Here is a 20,207-nt window from a genome sequence, read left to right on the forward strand (position 1 = left end):
ACCCCTGCGACGGGGCGTCCTACCTGGCGCTCGGCAGCACCGGCGCCAACTTGTCCCACCGCGAGATCTCGCACCCATTCGCACGGTTGTACGTCGCGTCGACGGGCCGTCCGGCCCAGGTTCCGGTGATGTGGGCGGTGGCGGGACCGCCGTAGATGAACGTGCACATCTGCCCCTCGGGCACCGGCGCGAAGGTGTCCCTGCCCCAGGTCGTGACCGAGTCCAGCTTGTCGCAGGCCTGCTGGGCCCGCGGATGGGTGCCGCCCGCAGGGTGGCATTCGAGGGTGTACGTCCCTTCCGCGCCCGGGTTGTCCGTGATGGTGACGGTGAGCCGGTCCTCGGTGTGCCCGCCGCCGAGCAGCGGCAGCGGAACGGGCAGGGGGCCGGCGGACGCGGCGGGGGCGGCGGCGAGTGCGGCCAGGGAGGCGGCGGCGGTGACGACGAGGCGGCGCAGCATGAGTCTCGTACTCCAGGCGGTAGGGCGGACTTTCGGCGGACTTCGGTCTCCGGGGGTCTAACGCGCGTCAACGCCACGCGTTGCGCCACAACGCGCCGGGCGTTGCGCCATACGGCGCGTGCCGGGGCGCCGGGGGCGCCGCTTGCCCGACGCCGGGCCCGCGCGTGTCCGGGGTCCGGGCCGACGCGTGTCCGGGGTCCGGGCCGACGCGTGTCCGGGGTCCGGGCCCACGCGTCTCCGGGCGCCGGGGCCACACGTCTCCGGGCGCCGGGCCCGCACGTGTCCGTGGGGCCGGTGCCTCGTCACGTGACCCGGTGCGTCGTCATGGGGACCGGGGTCGCGCCACGGGGACCGGGGTCACGCCACGGGGATCGGGGTTGCGCCACGCGGTCCGGGGTGGCGCCATGGGGTCCGGGGTGGCGCCATGGGGCCGGGGGCCGCGGCGGGCGAACGCCTTTGCCCTGGCGCCCGTCTGCCTAGTACCGTGGGCACCGATTGGTGACGGCCCGCAAGGCTGTGTCATCATCTGCACGCACCACTCGCGCACGCGACGGTGTGCTGGAGGCGTCGCCTAGTCCGGTCTATGGCGCCGCACTGCTAATGCGGTTTGGGTCTTAAAGCCCATCGAGGGTTCAAATCCCTCCGCCTCCGCCAGCAACACCCGAAGCCCCGGCCCCACGGCCGGGGCTTCGCTCGTTCGGGGACCGTTCGAGCCCCGTTCCCACCCCGGTCCCGCACCCGCCCGTGATCACCGCCAACGCTCACGCAGAGGCATTTCCGCAGGTCAGGGGCGGTGGAGGGAATGGATTTCGCGTCACGGCGCAGGTCATGTAATGTTGTTCTCGCAACGCCGACGGGGCAGAAAAAACCCCGGAAGCACAAGCACTCGTAGCTTAACGGATAGAGCATCTGACTACGGATCAGAAGGTTGCAGGTTCGAATCCTGCCGAGTGCACACAGGTCAAAGGCCCCCTGGACATCGTCCAGGGGGCCTTTGACATGAGCGGCTGACATCAACGTCCCCGTAGACGGCTCAGGAGGCGGCGTCCGGCTCGGGGTCGCGGCCTCGACATCGGCGGCCCGGCCCGGTCCGGCCCGTCGGCGTCTCCCTCTTCCGGTGGCGCCCGGGGTGTCAGTGGGGGCGGGTAGTTTCGAGGGGTGGCTGGGTTGTGGCGGTGTTCCGGGGTTCGCTGGGGGCCGGGCGGGGTTCGGCTCGGGTGGGGGGAGGGGCGGGAGAGTGCGCTCGGGTTCGGGCGGAGGATCGCGTTCCGGGTCGTGGGGGCGCGGCGGTGTGTGGGGGCGCGGGGGAACCCCTGTCCGGTGGCGGCGCCGGTGCCGGGGCGCAGTACGCAGGCGCGGTGCGGGGAGTGTGCGCGGCTCGACCGGGCGCACTCCGTCGCCGCCGATACGTACGTGGACGATCCGCGCACCTACCGGGTCTACCTCGCTTGGTTCGGGGGCGGGATGGTCAAGGTCGGGATCACCGCTGAGGAACGCGGCTCGGCCCGGTTGCTCGAACAGGGCGCGGTCGCCTTCGCGTGGCTGGGGCGGGGGCCGTTGATGGCGGCCCGGCGCTGCGAGGAGTTGCTGCGGGCCGCGCTGGGGGTGCCGGACCGGATCGCGTACGCGGAGAAGCGCGCGGTACGCGCCCGGCTTCCCGGGGTGGCCGAGCGCGCGGCCGAGGTCGCCGAGCTCCATGCGCGGGCGGTTGCCCTGCCCGGCTGGCCCGAGTCGTTGGAACGGCTCGACTGCGAAGTCGTCGATCACGCCGAGGTGTTCGGGCTCGCCGGGCTCGCCCCAGCCTCCGGCGTCGTCGTGGAACTCGTCGACGGCGGCGTCGTCGACGGTCGGCTGGTCGCGGCCGCCGGGCCCGATCTGCATCTGGACGTGGCCGACGCCGGGATCGTCGTGCTCGACACCCGGCTCATGACGGGGTGGGGGCTCACATCGGTCGACGGGGACGGCGACGTCGATGGCGATGGCGATGGCTATGGCTATGGCTATGGCTACGGCGACGGTGACGGCGACGGTGACGGGGAGGGTGTCGGCGACGGGGAGGGCGGTGGCTCGGAGCGTGCCGCCCAGCCGGCCCTCACTGTTCCTGTGCGCCAGGTGCCCCGGCCCGGCGGGGTTCAGGACCAGCTGTTCTGAATCCCGCAGCCCGCAGCCCGCGTCCCGCCATCCCGCCATCCCGCCATCCCGCGATACCGCGGGCCGGGGCACCAGGGCCCCTCCTAACCCCCTCCGCGTCCCCGGGCCCGCCGCACACACCCCCCGTATCCCTTTCGCCAAATCGTGTGGACAGCACCGGCGCCCGAGCACGAGGGTGGGGGCATGAGCGATCACGTACAGGGGCCGATCTCGGGGCTCGAACCGCCTTACTACGCCGTCGTGTTCACCTCCCTGCGCACCGCGGGCGACCACGGTTATGGGGAGACCGCCGACGCCATGGACAAGCTGGTGCAGGACATTCCGGGGTACCTCGGGCACGAGTCCGCGCGCAATCCCGGTGGGCTCGGGATCACGGTCGGGTACTTCCGGGACGTGGCGGCCATCAGCGAGTGGCGCGGCCGCGCCGACCACCAGCAGGCCCAACGGCGCGGGCGTGAGCAGTGGTACGAGAGCTACAGCGTCCATGTCGCCAAGGTCGAGCGCAGTTACGGTTTTGAGCGCGGCTGACGGCCGGTTCCCCCCGGAGCGGGCCGAGGACGTCGGCCCTGCCGGCCCCGCTCCCGCTGCCGACCCCGCCGGCCCCGCTGCCGCCCCCGACGCCGCCCGCGTCCGCGCGTTCTGGGGGCGGCTCGGGCTGCCCGGGCTCGTCGACGTGCATACGCACTTCATGCCGGAGCGGGTGCTCACGAAGGTGTGGGAGTACTTCGACGCCGCCGGGGAGCTGGTGGGCGGGGGCGCATGGCCCATCACCTACCGCGAGGAGGAGGCGGAGCGGGTGCGGCTGCTGCGGGAGGAGTTCGGGGTGCTCGCGTTCACCTCGATGCTCTACCCGCACAAGGCCGGCATGGCCCAGTGGCTCAACCAGTGGGCCGTCGGCTTCGCCGCGAGGACACCGGACTGTCTGCACACCGCCACGTTCTTCCCCGAGCCCGGTGTCGAGAGCTATGTGCGGGACGCCCTCGACGCCGGGGCCCGGGTCTTCAAGTCCCATGTCCAGGTGGGGAGTTACGATCCCGCCGATCCCCAGCTCGACGCGGTCTGGGGGCTGCTCGCCGAGGCCGGGGTGCCCGTCGTCATTCACTGCGGGTCCGGGCCGGCGCCCGGCACGCACACCGGGCCCGGGCCGGTCGGCCGGGTGCTGGCCCGCCACCCGCGCCTCAAGTTGATCATCGCGCACCTGGGGATGCCGGAGTACGCCGACTTTCTCGACCTCGCCGATGCGTACGGCTCCGTCATGCTCGACACGACGATGGTCTTCACCGACTTCGCTGAACGGCGCGCGCCGTTCCCCGCACGCGAGCGCGGCCGGCTGCTCGACCTGGGCGAGCGGATCCTGCTCGGCACGGACTTCCCCAACATTCCGTACGCCTATGTCCACCAGCTCGACGCGCTGGAACGGCTGGGGCTCGGCGACGACTGGCTGCGGGCGGTCTGCCACGACAATGGCGCCCGGCTCTTCGGGCCGGCCGGCTGAACATCGGCCGCGCCTCGCCCCGGCGGACTTTCTCAGGAAAATCACAGGATCGGGCAAGGATGTTCTCAGGGCCCGCTCACAGGGTGGGCGCATGACCGTTACCTCCTCGCCCCAGGGGCGGACCGAAATGCTCAGGCCGGACGGGAGCCCCGTCCGCGTGCTCGTCGTGGACGACGAGGCGCCGCTCAGCGAGCTCCTTTCCATGGCCCTGCGCTACGAAGGCTGGGAAGTGCGCAGCGCCGGCGACGGGGCCGGGGCGGTGCGTGACGCCCGCGAGTTCCGGCCCGACGCCGTGATCCTCGACATCATGCTGCCCGACATGGACGGGCTCGCCGTCCTCGGCCGGCTGCGTCGCGAACTCCCTGACGTACCGGTGCTCTTCCTCACGGCGAAGGACTCCGTCGAGGACCGCATCGCCGGCCTCACGGCGGGCGGCGACGACTACGTCACCAAGCCGTTCAGCCTGGAGGAGGTCGTGGCCCGGCTGCGCGGCCTCATCCGCCGCTCGGGCACGGCGGCCCTGCGCAGCGAGTCCGTGCTGGCCGTCGGCGACCTCACCCTGGACGAGGACAGCCACGACGTGGCGCGGGGCGGGGTCAACATCCACCTCACCGCGACCGAGTTCGAACTGCTCCGCTTCCTCATGCGCAACCCGCGCCGGGTGCTCAGCAAGGCGCAGATCCTCGACCGGGTCTGGTCCTACGACTTCGGCGGCCAGGCCAACGTCGTCGAGCTCTACATCTCCTACCTGCGCCGCAAGATCGACGCCGGGCGCTCCCCGATGATCCACACCCGGCGCGGCGCGGGCTATCTGATCAAGCCCGGCGAGTAGGGCCGAGGTGGGCAGGCTCCGGCGGCCCTGGTCGCTCCGCACCCGGCTCGTGGTGTCGGCGGTCGCGCTGCTCGCGGTGGTCGGCGCCGTCATCGGTACGGTGACCGTCCTCGCCATGGGCGCCAACCTCCAGGGCCAGTTGGACGCCCAGCTGCGCGGCGCCCTCGTGCCCGGGCGGATGGGCGGCGGCCACGAGTCACCCGGCCTCGGCCCCCCGAACGGCACCGGCACCGGCACCGGCACCGGCACCGGCACCGGCACCGGCTCCGGGCGCATCGACTTCGTCGTCTCCCGGCCCGGCCAGCCGCTGCACGCCGTGGCGGCCGGCATGGACGCCGAGGGCCGGATCACCGGCGCGCAGGCCGTCCGCCCGGAGCGCCAGGGCGAGGCCCGCAGCGCCACACTGTCCGCCGCGCAGACGCGGGCGCTGTCCGGCGTGCCCAAGGACGGCCGGGTGCACTCCGTTGCCGTGCCCGGGCTCGGCGACTACCGCGCGGTGTGGGACCCGGACGGCGGCTTCGTCCTCGGCTTTCCCACCGCTTCCGTCGACTCCACCGTCAGCACCCTGATCATCGTCGTGATCTGTGTGACCGCCGCCGGGCTCGTGGCCGCCGGGATCGCGGGTGCGGCCATCGTCGGTGTGGCCCTGCGTCCGCTGCGCCGGGTCGCCGCGACCGCGACCCGGGTCTCCGAACTCCCCCTGCACAGCGGGGAGGTGACCCTGTACGAACGTGTGACGGGCGCCGAGGCGGACGCCCGGACCGAGGTCGGCCAGGTGGGCGCCGCCCTCAACCGCATGCTCGACCACGTGCACGAGGCGCTGAGCGCGCGGCAGGAGAGCGAGACGCGGGTGCGGCAGTTCGTCGCCGACGCCAGCCACGAACTCAGGACCCCGCTCGCCTCCATCCGGGGTTACGCCGAACTGACCCGGCGCGGACGCGAGGACATCGGGCCCGACACCCGGCATTCCCTGGGGCGCATCGAGTCGGAGGCGTCCCGCATGACGGGTCTCGTCGAGGATCTGCTGCTGCTCGCACGCCTCGATGCCGGACGCCCGCTCTCGTATGAGAGCACCGATCTCTCCTCGCTGGTCGTGGACGTGGTCGGCGACGCTCACGCCGCAGGTCAGGGCCACACCTGGCGGCTCGAACTGCCCGCGGAACCCGTGGCCGTACGGGGCGACCGGGAGCGGCTTCAGCAGGTACTCGTCAACCTGCTCGCCAACGCCCGTACGCACACCCCGCCCGGCACGACCGTCACGGCCCGGGTCGAGCCGCGCGGGTCCTGGGTCGCCGTCGAGATCGAGGACACCGGCCCCGGAGTCCCGCCGGAGCTGCTTCCGTACGTCTTCGAACGGTTCGCGCGCGGTGATGCGTCCCGCTCCCGCAACGCGGGGTCCACCGGCCTCGGGCTCGCCATCGTGCAGGCCGTCGTCGCCGCGCACGGCGGCCGGGTGGGCGTACGCAGCGTCCCCGGGCGGACGGTGTTCGACGTACGCCTGCCGGGAGCGGGAGCGGGCAAAACCCCGGGTGCGGGCGTCGGCAGCGGGGTCGCGGTCGCGGACCGCCTCCCCGCCCGGGACGGACGGGCGACAGCCGGCCCCAGCTCATAAGGCTCCCCCGCCTCCCCCGCCCAGAGCCCCCTCTCGCGGAACCCCCTCTCGCAGAGCCCCCTCTCGCAGGGCCCCATCTCACAGGCCGGGCACAGGCTGACCACACAGGCGTGACAGCGGCCCTCGCGAGGGTCGTCGTATGCGAACCGAACCTTCTGCCACGAGCGCCACCCGTGCCGTGCGCGCCGGGGACACGGCGCACACCGCGTGCGTTACGGACCCCGCAGGCGTTTCATGCGCTACGGACCCCGCAGGGTCCACGCGCGCCACGGACCCCGCGGGCACCGCGACCGTGCCGTACGCCGTCGGCGCGGCGCATCCGACGACTCTGCCGGCCCGTCGGCACCTGCCCGTTCAGCCGGCCGGCACCCCCGTGCTCGATGTGACGATCCCCGTCTACAACGAGGAGCGGGATCTGGAACGGTGTGTGCGGCGGCTGCACGAGCACCTGGCGCGCACCTTCCCGTACGGCTTCCGGATCACGGTCGCCGACAACGCCAGCACCGACTCAACCCCCCTGATATCGGCGAGACTTGAGCACGAGATTGCCGAGGTCCGGGCGTTCCGGCTTGAGGAGAAGGGGCGTGGGCGGGCCCTGCGCGCGGTGTGGTCGGCGTCCGACGCGCCGGTGCTCGCGTACATGGACGTGGACCTGTCCACCGACCTGAACGCCCTGCTGCCCCTGGTCGCGCCGCTCATCTCCGGGCATTCGGACCTCGCCATCGGCTCCCGGCTGGCCCGCTCGTCGCGGGTGGTGCGGGGCGCCAAGCGGGAGTTCATCTCGCGTACGTACAACCTGATCCTGCGCGGCTCGCTCGCGGCGCGGTTCTCCGACGCCCAATGCGGGTTCAAGGCGATCCGGCGCGATGTGGCCCGGCGGCTGCTGCCGATGGTCGAGGACACCGGGTGGTTCTTCGACACCGAGATGCTGGTGCTCGCCGAGCGGGCGGGGCTGCGGATCCACGAGGTGCCGGTGGACTGGGTCGACGACCCGGCCAGCACCGTGCACATCGTCAGCACGGCGAAGGACGACCTCAAAGGTGTGTGGCGCATCGGGCGGGCGCTCGCGGTGGGGGCGCTGCCGCTCGACCGGCTCTCGCGGCCGTTCGGCGACGATCCCCGGGACCGGCAGCTTCCGGGGGTGCCGGGAGGGCTTGCCCGCCAGCTCGTCGGGTTCTGTGTGGTCGGCGGGCTCTCCACGCTCCTCTATCTCATCCTGTACGCGCTCGCGCGCACCGTAGCCGGTCCCCAACTTGCCAACGCCGCTGCCCTGTTGGTGTCGACGGTGGCCAACACCGCGGCCAACCGACGGCTCACGTTCGGGGTGCGCGGCCGTGACCGTGCCGTACGCCACCAGGCGCAGGGCCTCGCGGTGTTCGCCATCGGGCTCGCCCTGACCAGCGGCTCGCTCGCGGCGCTCGACGCGGCGCACGCGGACGCCGCGCACTCCACCGAGGTGGCCGTCCTGGTCGCGGCGAACCTCGCGGCGACCGTCCTGCGCTTCCTGCTGTTCCGCGCCTGGGTCTTCCCCGACCGGGCGCCGCATCCTGCCCACACGCCGACCCCCGTCACCCCGCCGGCCCCCGATCCGTACGACCCCGATCCGTATGACCCCGACCCGCACGACCCCGACCCGAAGGGCGACGCACGATGACCACGACCTCCCACCAGCCGGATCAGGCGGGCCCGCGTCAGGGGGCCGTGGCCGCCGGGTACCGGAACGTCCGGGTCCGGCTGTGGCGCGGCCGCCCCGACGACCCGGCGTGGGCGCGGCCCGCGCTCCTCGCGCTGCTCGCCGTCACCTGTGCCGCGTACCTGTGGAACCTCAGCGCCTCCGGGTACGCCAACTCCTTCTACTCGGCGGCCGTCCAGGCGGGCAGCCAGAGCTGGAAGGCGTTCTTCTTCGGCTCGCTCGACGCCGCCAACGCGATCACCGTGGACAAGCCCCCGGCCGCGCTGTGGCCGATGGCCCTGTCCGTACGCCTCTTCGGCCTCGGCTCCTGGCAGATCCTGCTGCCCGAGGTGCTGATGGGCGTGGGCACGGTCGCCGTCCTGTACGCCGCCGTGCGGCGCCGCTTCAGCCCGGCCGCGGGGCTGATCGCGGGTCTTGTGTTCGCCCTGACCCCGGTCGCGGCGCTGATGTTCCGCTTCAACAACCCGGACGCGCTGCTCGCACTCCTCATGACGGTCACCGTCCACTGCGTGCTGCGCGCCCTGGAGGACGCCCGGACCAAGTGGCTGGTGTGGGCCGGTGTCGCGATCGGCTTCGCGTTCTTGACGAAGACCCTCCAGGCCTTCCTGATCCTGCCGCCGCTCGCCCTGCTCTACGCGATCTGCGCGCCCACGTCCGTACGCCGACGCCTCGGCCAACTGGCCCTCGCCACCGGGGTGTTGCTGGTGTCGGGCGGCTGGTGGGTGGCCGCCGTCGAGCTGTGGCCCGCATCGTCGCGTCCGTACATCGGCGGCTCCCAGCACAACTCGTTCCTTGAGCTCACCTTCGGCTACAACGGGCTCGGCCGCCTCAGCGGTGACGAGACGGGCAGCGTCGGCGGCGGGGGCGCCCGGCCCGGCGGCATGGGACTGCCCGCGGGTCTGGAGCTCCCCGCGGGCGCGCGCCAGGGCGGCGGAGGCGGAGGAGGGGGCGGTGGCGGCTGGGGCGAGACCGGCATCGACCGGATGTTCAACTCGGAGATCGGCGGCCAGATCTCCTGGCTCCTGCCCGCCACCCTGCTGCTTCTGGTCGCGGGCCTCGTCGTCACCTGGAGGGCCAGGCGGACCGACACCGCGCGCGCCGCGTTCCTCGCGTGGGGCGGAGCGCTGGTGACGACCGCCGCGATCTTCAGCTTCATGGCGGGGATCTTCCACCAGTACTACACGGTGGCCCTCGCTCCCTACATCGCGGCGCTCGTCGGCATGGGCGTGACCGTGCTGTGGGAGGAGCGCTCGCGCATCCGGGCGGCGCTCGGGCTCGGGGCGACGGTCGCGGTCACGGCTCTCTGGTCGTACGCACTGCTCGGACGCACCCCGGAGCATCTGCCCTGGCTGCGCTGGGCGGTGCTGGTCGGCGGGCTCGCGGCTGCGGTGGGCCTTGCGTTCGTGGGCCGGCTGAACCGAGGGGTGGCGCTCGGCGTCGCGGGGGCCGGTCTTGTGGCCTGCCTCGCGGGCCCCGCCGCGTACACGGTGAGCACCCTGGACACCGGGCACACCGGCTCGATCGTCACTGCGGGTCCTGCGGGGGCCGGCATGGGCGGCGGGCCCGGGGGAGGTGGCCGGGGCGGCGGGATGCGGTTCGGTGGCGGTCCGGGCGGTTCCGGCGGCAGCGGCGGCCCCGGGGGCCCCGGTGGCAGCGGGCAGACCGGAGGCCGCATGGGCGTCGGCTCCGGCCGCGCGCCGGGCCAGGGGTCGGGCCAGGGCCAGGGGCAGGGGCAGGGGCAGGGCATGCCCGGCGCCGGCGAGCGTGCCGGTGCGGGTGGCGCTGCGGGGGGCGTTGCGGGGGGTCGCATGGGCGCCGGTGGCGGCATGGGCGGACTGCTCGACGGAGCCAAGGTCGGCACCGAGGCCCAGGCACTTCTGGAGAAGAACGCGGCGCACTACACCTGGGCCGCGGCCGCCATCGGTTCGCAGAACGCCGCGAGCTACCAACTCGCCACCCAGAAGCCGGTGATGGCGATCGGCGGCTTCAACGGAAGCGACCCGTCCCCGACCCTGGCCCAGTTCAAGAAGTACGTGGCCGAGGGGAAAATCCACTACTTCATCGCCAGTGGCGGCGGCATGATGGGCGGCGGCGGGGGCCAGGCCAGTGGCGGCTCCATCAGCAGCTGGGTCGCGTCGTCGTTCACGAAGGTGACCGTCGGCACCGCCACCTTCTACGACCTCACCTCACCGGCGAGCTGACCGCCCGCGCCTGCGCAGCAGCAGATCGGTGGCGACGGGGCGGTGGTCCGAGGCGCGTGTCTCGGCCGCCGCCCCGTCGTGCACCGCCCCAACGCGCCCCTGCGGACCGCGACCGTTCGGCGTGGCGAGCCCCGCCGTGTCATCTCCGCATCGCGATCACCGAAATTGACTTTACGGCGTAGAAGACTCCCTCTACGGTGTACAGCGTCCATCATGTGCGCCGTATAAGGAGTCGGAGAGCCGCCATGACGGCAACGACAGCCGAGAACGCCGAAAACCCTGAGAGCGCTGAGAACGCCGAAAACCCTGAGAAGGCTGAGAACCCTGAGAGCGCTGAGAACGCTGCGGCCTCGACGCTCTCCACCGGGCACCCGCAACGATGGCTGATCCTCGGCGTCATCTGCGTGGCCCAGCTCACCGTCCTGCTCGACAACACCGTCCTCAACGTCGCCATCCCCTCGCTCACCACGTCGCTCGGCGCGTCCACCGCCGACATCCAGTGGATGATCAACGCGTACTCACTGGTCCAGTCGGGCCTGCTGCTCACCGCGGGCAGCGCGTCCGACCGCTACGGACGCAAGAAGATGCTCGCAGCGGGGCTCGCTCTCTTCGGGATCGGCTCGCTGGCCGCCGGCCTCGCGCAGAACGCGGGGCAGCTCATCGCGGCCCGCGCGGGCATGGGCATCGGCGGGGCGCTGCTCATGACGACCACGCTCGCCGTCGTCGTGCAGATCTTCGACAACGAGTCCCGGGTCAAGGCCATCGGCATCTGGGCCACCGTCAACTCGCTCGGCTTCGCCGCGGGACCGCTCATCGGCGGGCTCATGCTCGACCACTTCTGGTGGGGCGCGATCTTCCTGGTCAACATTCCCGTGGCGGTACTGGGCCTGGTCGCCGTGCTCGCCCTCGTACCGGAGTCCAAAAACCCCCAGGGCGACCGGCCTGACCTGCTCGGGGCGCTGCTGTCCACGGTCGGCATGACCGGCGTCGTCTACGCGATCATCTCCGGGCCCGGCCATGGGTGGCTGTCCGGCCAGGTGCTCGTTTCGGCGGCCGTCGGCCTTGCCTTCCTCGCGGCGTTCGTCCGCTGGGAGCTGTCCATCGAGCATCCGATGCTGGACATGCACTTCTTCCGGAACCAGAAGTTCATCGGCGCGGTCGCCGGGTCGATCCTGGTCGCCTTCGGCATGGGCGGCTCGCTCTTCCTGCTGACGCAGCATCTGCAATTCGTGCTCGGTTACGGCCCGTTGGAGGCCGGGTTGCGGACCGCGCCGCTCGCGCTCAGCGTCGTCGTGCTCAACATGTCGGGCGTCGGCGCGAAACTGGTCACCACGGTCGGCACCCCGCGCGCCATAGCGATCGGCATGACCGCCAACGCAGCCGGGCTCGCCTCGATCGCGCTGCTCGGCGGCCACAGCTACGGCGGCACGCTGCTCGGCCTGGTCGTGATGGGCGCGGGCATCGCGCTGTCCATGCCGGCCATGGCCAACGCCATCATGAGCGCGATCCCGCCGGAGAAGGCGGGCGTGGGCGCGGGCGTGAACGGCACGCTCGGCGAGTTCGGCAACGGGCTCGGCGTGGCCGTGCTCGGCGCGGTGCTCGGCTCGCGGTTCGCGGCGCTGGTGCCGGTGGCGGCGGCCTCGCTGCCCGCGGCCCTCGCCGCCGCCCATGGCGACGCCGAGCGGGCTCGGATCGCCGACGCGTTCGCCTCGGGCCTTGAGACCAGCCAGTTGGTCGGCGCGGTCGCGGTGCTCGCGGGCGGGCTGCTCGCGGCGGTCCTGCTGCACCGCGCGGAACGAAACGGCTCCGCTCCCGCCGCGTCCGACACCTGCGCATAGCATCGTCCAGGGATGCGTACCCGGATTCCGGATACGACCCGAGGGGGTCGGAACAACCAAGGCCCGAGGAGGACGGCGATGGTGTCGGCGGCGGACCGCGCGCAGGATGCGGCGCGTACCAGCGTGTGGCTCGGGAGCAAGGCGGGCAACCGGGTGCGCCGGGCCGAGGCGCCCGAGGGCGGCCCGGCGCTCGACCGGGACCGGATCATTCTGGAAGCGGTACGGCTCCTCGACGCCGAGGGGTCGGCCAAGTTCTCCATGCGGCGCCTCGCGGGGGAGCTCGGGGTCACCGCGATGTCCCTGTACTGGTACGTCGACACCAAGGACGACCTCCTCGAACTCGCCCTGGACGCGGTGTTCGCGGAGATCGAACTCCCCGGCATGGACGACGAGTCGGCCGACTGGCGCGACCAGCTCCGCGCCATTGTCGTCGGCTACCGGGCGATCTTCGTCCGCCACTCCTGGGCGTCCGCGCTGATCGGCCGCTACCTCAACATCGGGCCGCACTCCATGGCCTTCTCGCGCACCGCCCAGCGCATCCTGGCCCGCACGGGGCTGCCGCCGCACGGGCAGATGGGCGGGCTCGCTGCGGTCTTCCAGTTCGTGTACGGGTTCGGCACGATCGAGGGGACGTTCGTGCAGCGCTGCGCGGATGCGGGGCTCACCCAGGACGAGTATTTCGCCTCGGCGATGGGGGCGTTGGCCTCTCAGCCGGAGTACCGGGAGCAGTTTGCCGATGCGGCGTCGCTCATGGCTGCGCGGGGTGGGGAGACGGTGGGGGACATGCGGCAGCGGGACTTTGATTTTGCGGTGTCCTTGCTGGTTGCGGGTATTGAGGCCTTGAGCGTGCGTGGCTCCGCTTGAGGGTGTTTTCCCACCCACCCGCCCGTGCAGCGGGGTTGAACCGGCTGACCCCTGGGGCTGCGCCCCAGACCCCATGCGGGGGCTCCGCCCCCTGCACCCCCGGTTCGCGCCTAAAGGGCGCTCGTCCTCAATCGCCGGACAGGCTGAAGATGCCCGAGCAGGCCGGCACGTCCCCTGCACCAGCGCCGCCAGGGGCGCGAGGAACTGCGCGAACACCGTCCACGACCCGCGGGCGACCATGGGTACAGGGGCGCGAGGAACTGCGCGAGCACCGTCCACGACCCGCGGGCGACCATGGGTACAGGGGCGCGGGGAACTGCGCGAGCACCGTCCACGACCCGCGGGCGACCATGGGTACAGCGGCGCGAGGAACTGCGCGAGAAGCGACCACGGTCCGCACCCGAAGGCCGGTCTCTTAAGGGGCGCGGGGAACTGCGCGACCAGCCACGCACGACCCGCGGACGAAAGGTCTCAGGGGGCGCGAGGAACGGCGCGAGAGGCGACCACGGCCCGCACCCGAAGGCCGGTCTCTTAAGGGGCGCGGGGAACTGCGCGACCAGCCACGCACGACCCGCGGACGAAAGGTCTCAGGGGGCGCGAGGAACGGCGCGAGAGGCGACCACGGCCCGCACCCGAAGGCCGGTCTCTTAAGGGGCGCGGGGAACGGCGCGAGAGGCGACCACGGCCCGCACCCGGAGACCGGCCTCTTAAGGGGCGCGGGGAACTGCGCAAGGAGCGACCACGGCCCGCACCCGGAGGCCGGTCTCCCCACGGGCGGGGCCGTGGTCGCAGGGGGTGGGGGGTCAGGCCGTGGGGAGGGTGTCGCCCTGGACGGTCTGGATGTCCAGCTCGACCCGCAGCGTCGTGCCGATCGCCGAGATCCCCGCCTGCACCACCTGGTTGTAGTGCATCGCGAAGTCCTCACGGCGAAGCTCCGCCGTCGCCCGGTACGCGGCCCGCACCCCGCCCCACGGGTCAGGACCCGTACCGAGGTACGACAGGTCGAGGTCCACCTCGCGGACCACGCCGTGCAGGGCGAGTTCGCCCCGTACCGTCCAGCGGTCGGGCCCGGCCGGGGCCAGGTCCGTGCTGCGGTAGGTGATCTGCGGGAAGCGCTCGACGTCGAGGAAGTCGGGGGACTTCAGGTGACCGTCGCGCATGGCGTTCCCCGTGTCGATGGACGCCGCCCCGATGACCGCCTCCACCCGCGACTTCTCCAGGTCCTCCGCGATCTCGATGCGCCCGCCGAACTCCCCGAACCGCCCGTGCACACTGGAGATCCCCAGGTGCTGGGCGACCGCGCCGACCGACGAATGCGCCGGGTCGATCGTCCAGGGGCCCGGCGGAGGCAGCTCGACGCCGCCCTGCCGGGCCAGTACCACCGTGCCGACCGCGGCCCGCCCGCTCGCCGTCACCAGCGCCGTGGACGCGGCCGGCGCGTACCCCACGGCCGTCACGATCACCGTGTACGGGCCGGGCGCGAGCGCCACGTCCGCCGACACCGAGCCGTCCTCCGCCGCCGAGGCGCGCAGCACCTGCGTGCCCGTCATGTCGGTCATCGTCACCACGGCGTGCGAGATCGCCCAGCCGTCGCGCGTGCGTACCTGTGCGCGCAGTCCCATCCCGTTTTCTCTCCTCTGACAAGTGCAAAAAGGCCAAAAGTGAAAGGCCGGGCCCCGGGGGCGGGGCGGCCGGCCGTCCCCTGCCCGCCGCCCCTTCCCCGGGGCCCCTTTCCACGCCGGGTGCGACCGCCTCCGCTCGAAACGGACCGCACCCGGGGGTCAACTACTCGCCCGGGTGGGCGAGTTCGATGTCGTGACCGTCGACTCCGCGGCCGGCCACGGTCAGCGAGCCGGCCACCGGCGGGTAGCCGGTCGCGATCAGCGTGTACTCGCCGGAGTTCAGGTCGGCGAAGGCGTATGCGCCGTCGTCGCCCGTCGTCGCGCCGGCGACCACGTTGCCCGCCGCGTCCAGCAGGGTGACCCGGGCGTCGCTCAGCGGACGCCGGTCGGCGCCGCCGCGTACCGTGCCCTGGACCAGCGCGCCGGACTGGAGCGCCGCCTCGATGCGGGTCACGCCGTGTCCGGAGATCTCCACCGGCAGGGCCAGGGGGCGGAAGCCGTCGGCGTTGACCGCCACGGTGACCGCTCCCGGAACGAGCTCGCCGAAGGTGAACTCGCCCGCCGCGCCCGACTTCCCGGTGGCCAGCAGGTCACCGCGCACATCGGTCACGATCACCATCGCGCCCTCGACGGGCGCCCCGGTCTCGGCCGCCTTCACCGCGCCGGCCAGGCCGCTGGTGCCGGACAGGAGGATGTCGTACGCGAGCGCGTCGGTGCCCACCACGATGGTCGAGGCCTGCGGCTGGAAGCCGTCGGCGGCCGCGATCAGGACGTAGCTGCCGGCGCCGGGCGCGGCGAGCAGGTACCCGCCGTCGGGCCCGGCGACCGCGCGGCCCAGCTGGCTGCCGCCCAGCGAGATCAGCGTGACGGCGGCGGAGGCGACGGGCGCCCCCTCGGCGCCGCGGACCGCGCCGCGGACCGCGCCGCGCACCGGGATGCCGTCGAGGACGGGAGTGGCCACGGTATCGGCCGCCGGGGCCTCAACTGCCGCCGCCTGGGCGGGAACCTGGGTGGGGACCTGGGCGGGAGCCGGCGCGGCGGCCGGCGCCTCGTCGGACTCGGCGGCGCCTACCGCACGGGTACGCAGCGGGATCTCCTTGATGAAGAGGGTGATCAGGAAGGCGAGCAGCGCGCACGGCGCCGCGTACAGGAACACATCGCCGACACCGTGTCCGTACGCGCTCTCGATGACGGTACGGATCGGCGCGGGCAGCGTGGCCAGGTCCGGGATGGCCCCGGAGCCGCCGCTGCCGCTCTTGGCCGCCGCGGCGCCCTGCGGGCCGAGCGCGGTGAGGCCGTCGGTGACGTAGTGGGTGACCCGGTTGGCCATGACCGCGCCGAGCGCCGAGACGCCGACCGCACCACCGAGGGAGCGGAAGAAGACGACGACGGAGGAGGCCGAGCCGAGGTCGGCGGGGGAGACCTGGTTCTGCGTGCACAGGACCAGGTTCTGCATCATCATGCCGATGCCGAGGCCCATCAGCGCCATGTAGATGGCGAGGTGCCAGTACGGGGTGTCGTAGCGCATCGTGCCGAGCAGACCGAGGCCCGCCGTCACCAGCACACCACCGCTGACCAGCCAGGCCTTCCACTTGCCCGTCTTGGTGATGACCTGCCCGGAGACGGTGGACGCGATGAACAGTCCGCCGATCATCGGGATCGTCATGACGCCGGACATCGTGGGCGTCCTGCCCCGCGCCAGCTGGAAGTACTGGGAGAAGAAGACCGTGCCGGCGAACATCGCGACACCCACGAAGAGCGAGGCGAGCGAGGCGAGGGTGATGGTGCGGTTGCGGAACAGGCGCAGCGGGATGATCGGCTCGCTCGCCCTCGACTCGGCGAGCACGAAGAGCCCGCCCAGTGCGATCGAGCCGCCGACCATCGCGTAGGTCTGCCACGAGATCCAGTCGTACTTGTTGCCCGCGAAGGTCACCCAGACCAGGAGCAGCGAGACCGCCGCGCTGATCAGGAAGGCGCCGGTCCAGTCGACCTTGACGTCCCGCTTCACGACGGGGAGCTTCAGGGTCTTCTGGAGCACGATGAGCGCGATGATCGCGAACGGTACGCCGACGTAGAAGCACCAGCGCCAGCCGAGCCAGTCGGTGTCGGTGATCATGCCGCCGAGCAGCGGGCCGCCGACCGTCGCGACCGCGAACGTGGCGCCCAGGTAGCCGCTGTACCGGCCCCGCTCACGCGGGGAGATCATGGCGGCCATGATGATCTGGGCGAGCGCGGAGAGACCGCCGACGCCGACGCCCTGGACGATCCGGCAGGCGATGAGCATGCCCGAGCTCTGGGACAGACCGGCCACGATCGAGCCGGACACGTAGATGACCAGGGCTATCTGGACCAGCAGCTTCTTGCTGAAGAGGTCCGAGAGCTTGCCCCACAGCGGGGTGGTCGCGGTCATCGCGAGCAGCGAGGCCGTCACGACCCAGGTGTACGCGGACTGGCCGCCGCCCAGGTCGTTGATGATGTGCGGCAGGGCGTTGGAGACGATCGTCGAGGACAGGATGGCGACGAACATGCCGAGCAGCAGCCCGGACAGCGCCTCCATGATCTGCCGGTGAGTCATCGGCGCGCCACTGTCGGAAGGCGCGTGCCCTCCGTGCTTGGCGTGGCCGGCCCGCACACCGGCTGGTGTGGTCGAAGCCATGAAATTCCTTGTCTGGTAAGCGTGGTGGGCAGGTGTACGGGTGTGATCGCTATACGGGTGTACGGGGTTCGGGGGCCCGGACGTGGGGCGCCCGGCAGTCTCCGAAGGAGTCGCGTAGGCGGGCCAGCATCGTGTTGAGCTGGCCGACCTCGTCGTCGCTCCAGTCCTTCAGCGTGTGCGCGAACATCTCCGTGGTGCGCAGGCCGAGATCGTCGATCATGGTCTGGCCCGCAGGGGTGAGGCGCAGGATCCGCGAGCGCCTGTCGGCGGGGTCGGCGGACCGCTCGATCCAGCCCCGCTGGGCGACATGCGCGACATGACGGCTCGTCACCGACATGTCCACCGCGAGGAGTTCGGCGAGCTTGCTGATCCGCATCTCGCCGTGCCGCTCCAGGAGGGTCAGCACGGCGGCCGAGCCGCCCGGGCACTCGGGCGGCAGGATCCGCGCGAGCCCTCGCTTGACGGCGCCGATGGCGCTGAGCTGCCGGGCCAGCTCCTCGTAGAGGCTCTGCGCGGCCATGGACACCTCCCGAACATCTTGTTGCTTAGGGCAACCATAAGATTGTTGGTTGCCGAAGGCAAACTAAATGTCGGGCACGGCGGCAAAGGAAACGCAAAGTCTTCGCATATGAAAACCCAAGGTGCAGGTCGGGGGCTTGCGGAGTGCTGCGCGGGCCCTCCCGGTTCCTTTCCGCGAGGCGGTCGGAGCCGCCCTTGCGCGGGTGGCCGCGCGGGTGGTTGCGCGTGCGGCTGCGACTCGCGTGGGTGGCCGCGCGGGTGGCTGCGCGTGCGGCTGCGCGGGGGCGGGGGTTGGGCGGGACCTCCAACTTCGCTAGGGTCCTGCCCCATGGCACACAACCCCCACGCACCCCAGGGTCCCGAGGGCAACCACGACCCGGCGGGCTCCACCCAGATGTTCCGCGCCTTCGTCGACGAGGGTGCGCCCCAGGGCGGCCGGCCGGCCGCCGCCCCGGCGCCCGCAGCCTCGGCCGGGCCGCGCGTCGGCCTGATCGTCGGCGTGGTCGCCGTGATCGTGATCCTCGCGGCGGTGGCCTGGCTGGCGCTGGGCTGACGTCACACGACCTAAACGTCACACGACCTGCCGTCACACGACCTGACGTCACACGACCCGTGACTGCGCGGGCGCCCGCCTGACTGCGCGGGCGCCCACCCGCGCGTTTCCCCGCACCCCTGACATCCCCGGCCCGCAGGACGTGCGGGGGTGCTTGCGCTGTTCCCCGCACCCCCGATCCGCCCGGTCCACGGGACATGCGGGGGTGCTTGCGCTGCTCCTCCGCGCTCCAACTCGCCTGGCGGGGCGCGCCGTTCTGCGCCTCGGCATGACGTAAGGGCTCCGGTCGGGAGCCGTCACGCGACGCTGCGTAACGCGTGCGCCGTCATTCGTTGCCGAGCAGGCCGACGGTGCCCGCCAGGCCCTCGTCGCCGTGGCCCTGGGCCACCCTGTGGCGCATCAGCTCCATATAGGGGGTGAGAAGCCGAGGATCGACGGACTGGTCCTGCGCCGTGGCCAGGAGGGTGTCGTTGGCCGCCGTCATCATGGCGAGGTTGGAAGTGACACCCTCGGTGTAGTGGCCGCTTTCCAGCTGAGCGGCCATGCCGTCGGCGGCTCCGGCCATGGCGCCGAGCCACTGCGCGAGCAGCGTGGCGAAACGAGCCCGGTCGAGGTCCTTCTCGGGGCCCACCAAGGCAAAAGCGTGCGTGATACCGGCGAACATGCCGGTCATCGCGCTGAGCAGGGCGATGTCGTGCAGCGCCGCGTGGCCGGGGTCCTCGCCGACGAACTTCGCGTCGGCGGGAGCGGCCAGCGCGTCGCGGTGGCGTTCGAACAGCGTGGGGTCGCCGCTGTAGAAGATGTAGCCGCCGCTCTCCGGCCGGCCGATCATCGGGGGGACGGCCATGATCCCGCCGTCCAGGAAACGGGCCCCGCGCTCCTCGGCCCAGCGGGCGCGCTGCTGGGCCTGGGCGGGGGTGCTTGTGGTCAAGTTGACCAGGTCCTTGCCGAGGAGGTCGGTGCCGTCCAACACCTCGCCTACGGAGGCGTCGTCCACCAGGCAAAGGACGATGGGACCGGTAGCCGAAGCTACCGCCTCGGCCGGGGTGTCGACCACCCGGGCACCCTCTCCAGCCAGCGGTTCGGCCCTTTTCGGGGAGCGGTTCCAGACGGTCAGAGGGTGCCCCGCAGTCAGCCAGGCGCGGGCAAGCGCGGTGCCCATGTCGCCGAGGCCAAGGAGCGTGAGGGGAGCCTTGGACGTCGTGCGGGGGGTCTTGGACGTGCTGTGGGTGGAAGTGCTGTGGGTGTCCATGCCGATCAGGCTCGTGCACGCCCGAACCCATGATCAAGTACCCACTCTTTTGTGGGTGGTTACCTTAAAGTGGGGGGATGACCAGGCGGGACGCTTACGTGTGCGGCATCGACGCGGCGATCGACGTGGTCGGTGGCAAGTGGAAGGTGCTCATCCTGTGGGCGCTGGCGGGAGGGCCCAGCCGGTTCGGTGAGCTGAGGCGTGGCATCCCCGGCGTCACCGAGAAGGTGCTCACCTCGCATCTGCGGGAGTTGGAGGGCGATCGCATCGTCGTCCGGGAAGAGGCGTTCGAGGGGGCGGTACGCCGTGTCACCTACGCCCTGACCCCGCTCGGTGTCTCCTTGAATGAGGCATTGAGCCCCCTGGGCGCCTGGGGCAGGGAGCACCTCCTCGGTGAGCAGGGCGCGCACCACGAAGCGTCGCTGTGACCGCGCGCGGGAGCCCGGGCGCTGGGCTACTGCC

16 protein-coding genes and 2 tRNA genes are annotated in these 20,207 nt (G+C 72.2%); 13 read left to right on the forward strand and 5 right to left on the reverse strand.

Annotated elements, in window-relative coordinates; translation table 11 throughout:
- Window positions 1–19: 19 nt before the first annotated feature.
- Window positions 20–457, reverse strand: a complete 438-nt coding sequence (locus ACGFW5_RS10785; RefSeq protein WP_393833844.1) for an SSI family serine proteinase inhibitor — start codon at window positions 455–457, stop codon at window positions 20–22.
- 560 nt (window positions 458–1,017) lie between these two features.
- Between ACGFW5_RS10785 and ACGFW5_RS10790 the strand changes: the two genes are divergently transcribed.
- From ACGFW5_RS10790 to ACGFW5_RS10840, 11 genes are all read left to right on the forward strand, one after another.
- Window positions 1,018–1,111, forward strand: a tRNA-Ser gene (locus ACGFW5_RS10790).
- A gap of 228 nt (window positions 1,112–1,339) precedes the next feature.
- Window positions 1,340–1,412, forward strand: a tRNA-Arg gene (locus ACGFW5_RS10795).
- 203 nt (window positions 1,413–1,615) lie between these two features.
- Window positions 1,616–2,608, forward strand: coding sequence for a DUF2797 domain-containing protein (locus ACGFW5_RS10800; RefSeq protein ID WP_393833845.1), 993 nt, complete (start codon window positions 1,616–1,618; stop codon window positions 2,606–2,608).
- Between the two features lie 183 nt (window positions 2,609–2,791).
- Entirely contained in the window at window positions 2,792–3,136 is a 345-nt protein-coding gene (locus ACGFW5_RS10805; protein ID WP_393833846.1) for an antibiotic biosynthesis monooxygenase family protein, read from the forward strand.
- Window positions 3,123–4,103 carry an amidohydrolase family protein gene (locus tag ACGFW5_RS10810; protein ID WP_393833847.1) on the forward strand — a complete coding sequence of 327 codons (981 nt, stop codon included), beginning with the start codon at window positions 3,123–3,125 and terminating at the stop codon, window positions 4,101–4,103. Before ACGFW5_RS10805 ends, ACGFW5_RS10810 begins: the two co-directional genes overlap by 14 nt.
- Before the next feature lie 91 nt (window positions 4,104–4,194).
- The gene (locus tag ACGFW5_RS10815) at window positions 4,195–4,935 is read left to right on the forward strand and encodes a response regulator transcription factor (RefSeq protein WP_393833848.1); all 741 of its coding nucleotides are present in this window, start codon (window positions 4,195–4,197) and stop codon (window positions 4,933–4,935) included.
- Between the two features lie 7 nt (window positions 4,936–4,942).
- Window positions 4,943–6,547 carry a sensor histidine kinase gene (locus tag ACGFW5_RS10820; RefSeq protein ID WP_393833849.1) on the forward strand — a complete coding sequence of 535 codons (1,605 nt, stop codon included), beginning with the start codon at window positions 4,943–4,945 and terminating at the stop codon, window positions 6,545–6,547.
- A gap of 292 nt (window positions 6,548–6,839) precedes the next feature.
- Window positions 6,840–8,201, forward strand: a complete 1,362-nt coding sequence (locus tag ACGFW5_RS10825) for a glycosyltransferase (RefSeq protein ID WP_393833850.1) — start codon at window positions 6,840–6,842, stop codon at window positions 8,199–8,201.
- Window positions 8,198–10,441 carry an ArnT family glycosyltransferase gene (locus ACGFW5_RS10830; RefSeq protein WP_393833851.1) on the forward strand — a complete coding sequence of 748 codons (2,244 nt, stop codon included), beginning with the start codon at window positions 8,198–8,200 and terminating at the stop codon, window positions 10,439–10,441. The genes ACGFW5_RS10825 and ACGFW5_RS10830 overlap by 4 nt, the downstream gene beginning before the upstream one ends.
- A 245-nt stretch (window positions 10,442–10,686) precedes the next feature.
- Window positions 10,687–12,279, forward strand: coding sequence for an MFS transporter (locus ACGFW5_RS10835; protein ID WP_393833852.1), 1,593 nt, complete (start codon window positions 10,687–10,689; stop codon window positions 12,277–12,279).
- Window positions 12,280–12,357: 78 nt separating this feature from the next.
- Window positions 12,358–13,143, forward strand: a complete 786-nt coding sequence (locus ACGFW5_RS10840; RefSeq protein WP_393833853.1) for a TetR/AcrR family transcriptional regulator — start codon at window positions 12,358–12,360, stop codon at window positions 13,141–13,143.
- An 803-nt stretch (window positions 13,144–13,946) separates the two neighbouring features.
- On the opposite strand, the gene ACGFW5_RS10845 is transcribed toward ACGFW5_RS10840, so the two are convergent.
- The 3 genes from ACGFW5_RS10845 to ACGFW5_RS10855 form a co-directional block, all read right to left on the reverse strand.
- Window positions 13,947–14,765, reverse strand: a complete 819-nt coding sequence (locus tag ACGFW5_RS10845) for a YceI family protein (RefSeq protein ID WP_393833854.1) — start codon at window positions 14,763–14,765, stop codon at window positions 13,947–13,949.
- Window positions 14,766–14,928: 163 nt separating this feature from the next.
- Window positions 14,929–17,421 carry an MFS transporter gene (locus ACGFW5_RS10850; RefSeq protein ID WP_393833855.1) on the reverse strand — a complete coding sequence of 831 codons (2,493 nt, stop codon included), beginning with the start codon at window positions 17,419–17,421 and terminating at the stop codon, window positions 14,929–14,931.
- A 49-nt stretch (window positions 17,422–17,470) separates the two neighbouring features.
- Window positions 17,471–17,941, reverse strand: coding sequence for a MarR family winged helix-turn-helix transcriptional regulator (locus ACGFW5_RS10855; protein WP_393833856.1), 471 nt, complete (start codon window positions 17,939–17,941; stop codon window positions 17,471–17,473).
- 327 nt (window positions 17,942–18,268) lie between these two features.
- Here ACGFW5_RS10855 and ACGFW5_RS10860 point away from each other — a divergent pair, with 327 nt between their 5' ends.
- A complete protein-coding gene (locus ACGFW5_RS10860) occupies window positions 18,269–18,493 on the forward strand; it encodes a hypothetical protein (protein ID WP_393833857.1) in 225 nt (74 codons plus the stop codon).
- 325 nt (window positions 18,494–18,818) lie between these two features.
- Here ACGFW5_RS10860 and ACGFW5_RS10865 read toward each other — a convergent pair whose 3' ends face one another.
- Window positions 18,819–19,745, reverse strand: coding sequence for an NAD(P)-dependent oxidoreductase (locus ACGFW5_RS10865; RefSeq protein WP_393833858.1), 927 nt, complete (start codon window positions 19,743–19,745; stop codon window positions 18,819–18,821).
- A 77-nt stretch (window positions 19,746–19,822) separates the two neighbouring features.
- Here ACGFW5_RS10865 and ACGFW5_RS10870 point away from each other — a divergent pair, with 77 nt between their 5' ends.
- Window positions 19,823–20,173: a winged helix-turn-helix transcriptional regulator gene (locus ACGFW5_RS10870; protein WP_393833859.1), complete on the forward strand. Its 351-nt coding sequence runs from the start codon at window positions 19,823–19,825 to the stop codon at window positions 20,171–20,173.
- Window positions 20,174–20,207 lie beyond the last annotated feature (34 nt).

The organism is Streptomyces sp. NPDC048416 (assembly GCF_043200435.1).
Classification (GTDB): domain Bacteria; phylum Actinomycetota; class Actinomycetes; order Streptomycetales; family Streptomycetaceae; genus Streptomyces.

Excerpts from the sequence above, each read along its gene's own strand:
- ACGFW5_RS10785 (WP_393833844.1), bottom strand. The coding sequence starts at position 457 with ATGCTGCGCCGCCTCGTCGTCACCGCCGCCGCCTCCCTGGCCGCACTC.
- ACGFW5_RS10805 (WP_393833846.1), top strand. The coding sequence starts at position 2,792 with ATGAGCGATCACGTACAGGGGCCGATCTCGGGGCTCGAACCGCCTTAC.
- ACGFW5_RS10815 (WP_393833848.1), top strand. The coding sequence starts at position 4,195 with ATGACCGTTACCTCCTCGCCCCAGGGGCGGACCGAAATGCTCAGGCCG.
- ACGFW5_RS10830 (WP_393833851.1), top strand. The coding sequence starts at position 8,198 with ATGACCACGACCTCCCACCAGCCGGATCAGGCGGGCCCGCGTCAGGGG.
- ACGFW5_RS10835 (WP_393833852.1), top strand. The coding sequence starts at position 10,687 with ATGACGGCAACGACAGCCGAGAACGCCGAAAACCCTGAGAGCGCTGAG.
- ACGFW5_RS10840 (WP_393833853.1), top strand. The coding sequence starts at position 12,358 with ATGGTGTCGGCGGCGGACCGCGCGCAGGATGCGGCGCGTACCAGCGTG.
- ACGFW5_RS10845 (WP_393833854.1), bottom strand. The coding sequence starts at position 14,765 with ATGGGACTGCGCGCACAGGTACGCACGCGCGACGGCTGGGCGATCTCG.
- ACGFW5_RS10850 (WP_393833855.1), bottom strand. The coding sequence starts at position 17,421 with ATGGCTTCGACCACACCAGCCGGTGTGCGGGCCGGCCACGCCAAGCAC.
- ACGFW5_RS10855 (WP_393833856.1), bottom strand. The coding sequence starts at position 17,941 with ATGGCCGCGCAGAGCCTCTACGAGGAGCTGGCCCGGCAGCTCAGCGCC.
- ACGFW5_RS10860 (WP_393833857.1), top strand. The coding sequence starts at position 18,269 with ATGGCACACAACCCCCACGCACCCCAGGGTCCCGAGGGCAACCACGAC.
- ACGFW5_RS10865 (WP_393833858.1), bottom strand. The coding sequence starts at position 19,745 with ATGGACACCCACAGCACTTCCACCCACAGCACGTCCAAGACCCCCCGC.
- ACGFW5_RS10870 (WP_393833859.1), top strand. The coding sequence starts at position 19,823 with ATGACCAGGCGGGACGCTTACGTGTGCGGCATCGACGCGGCGATCGAC.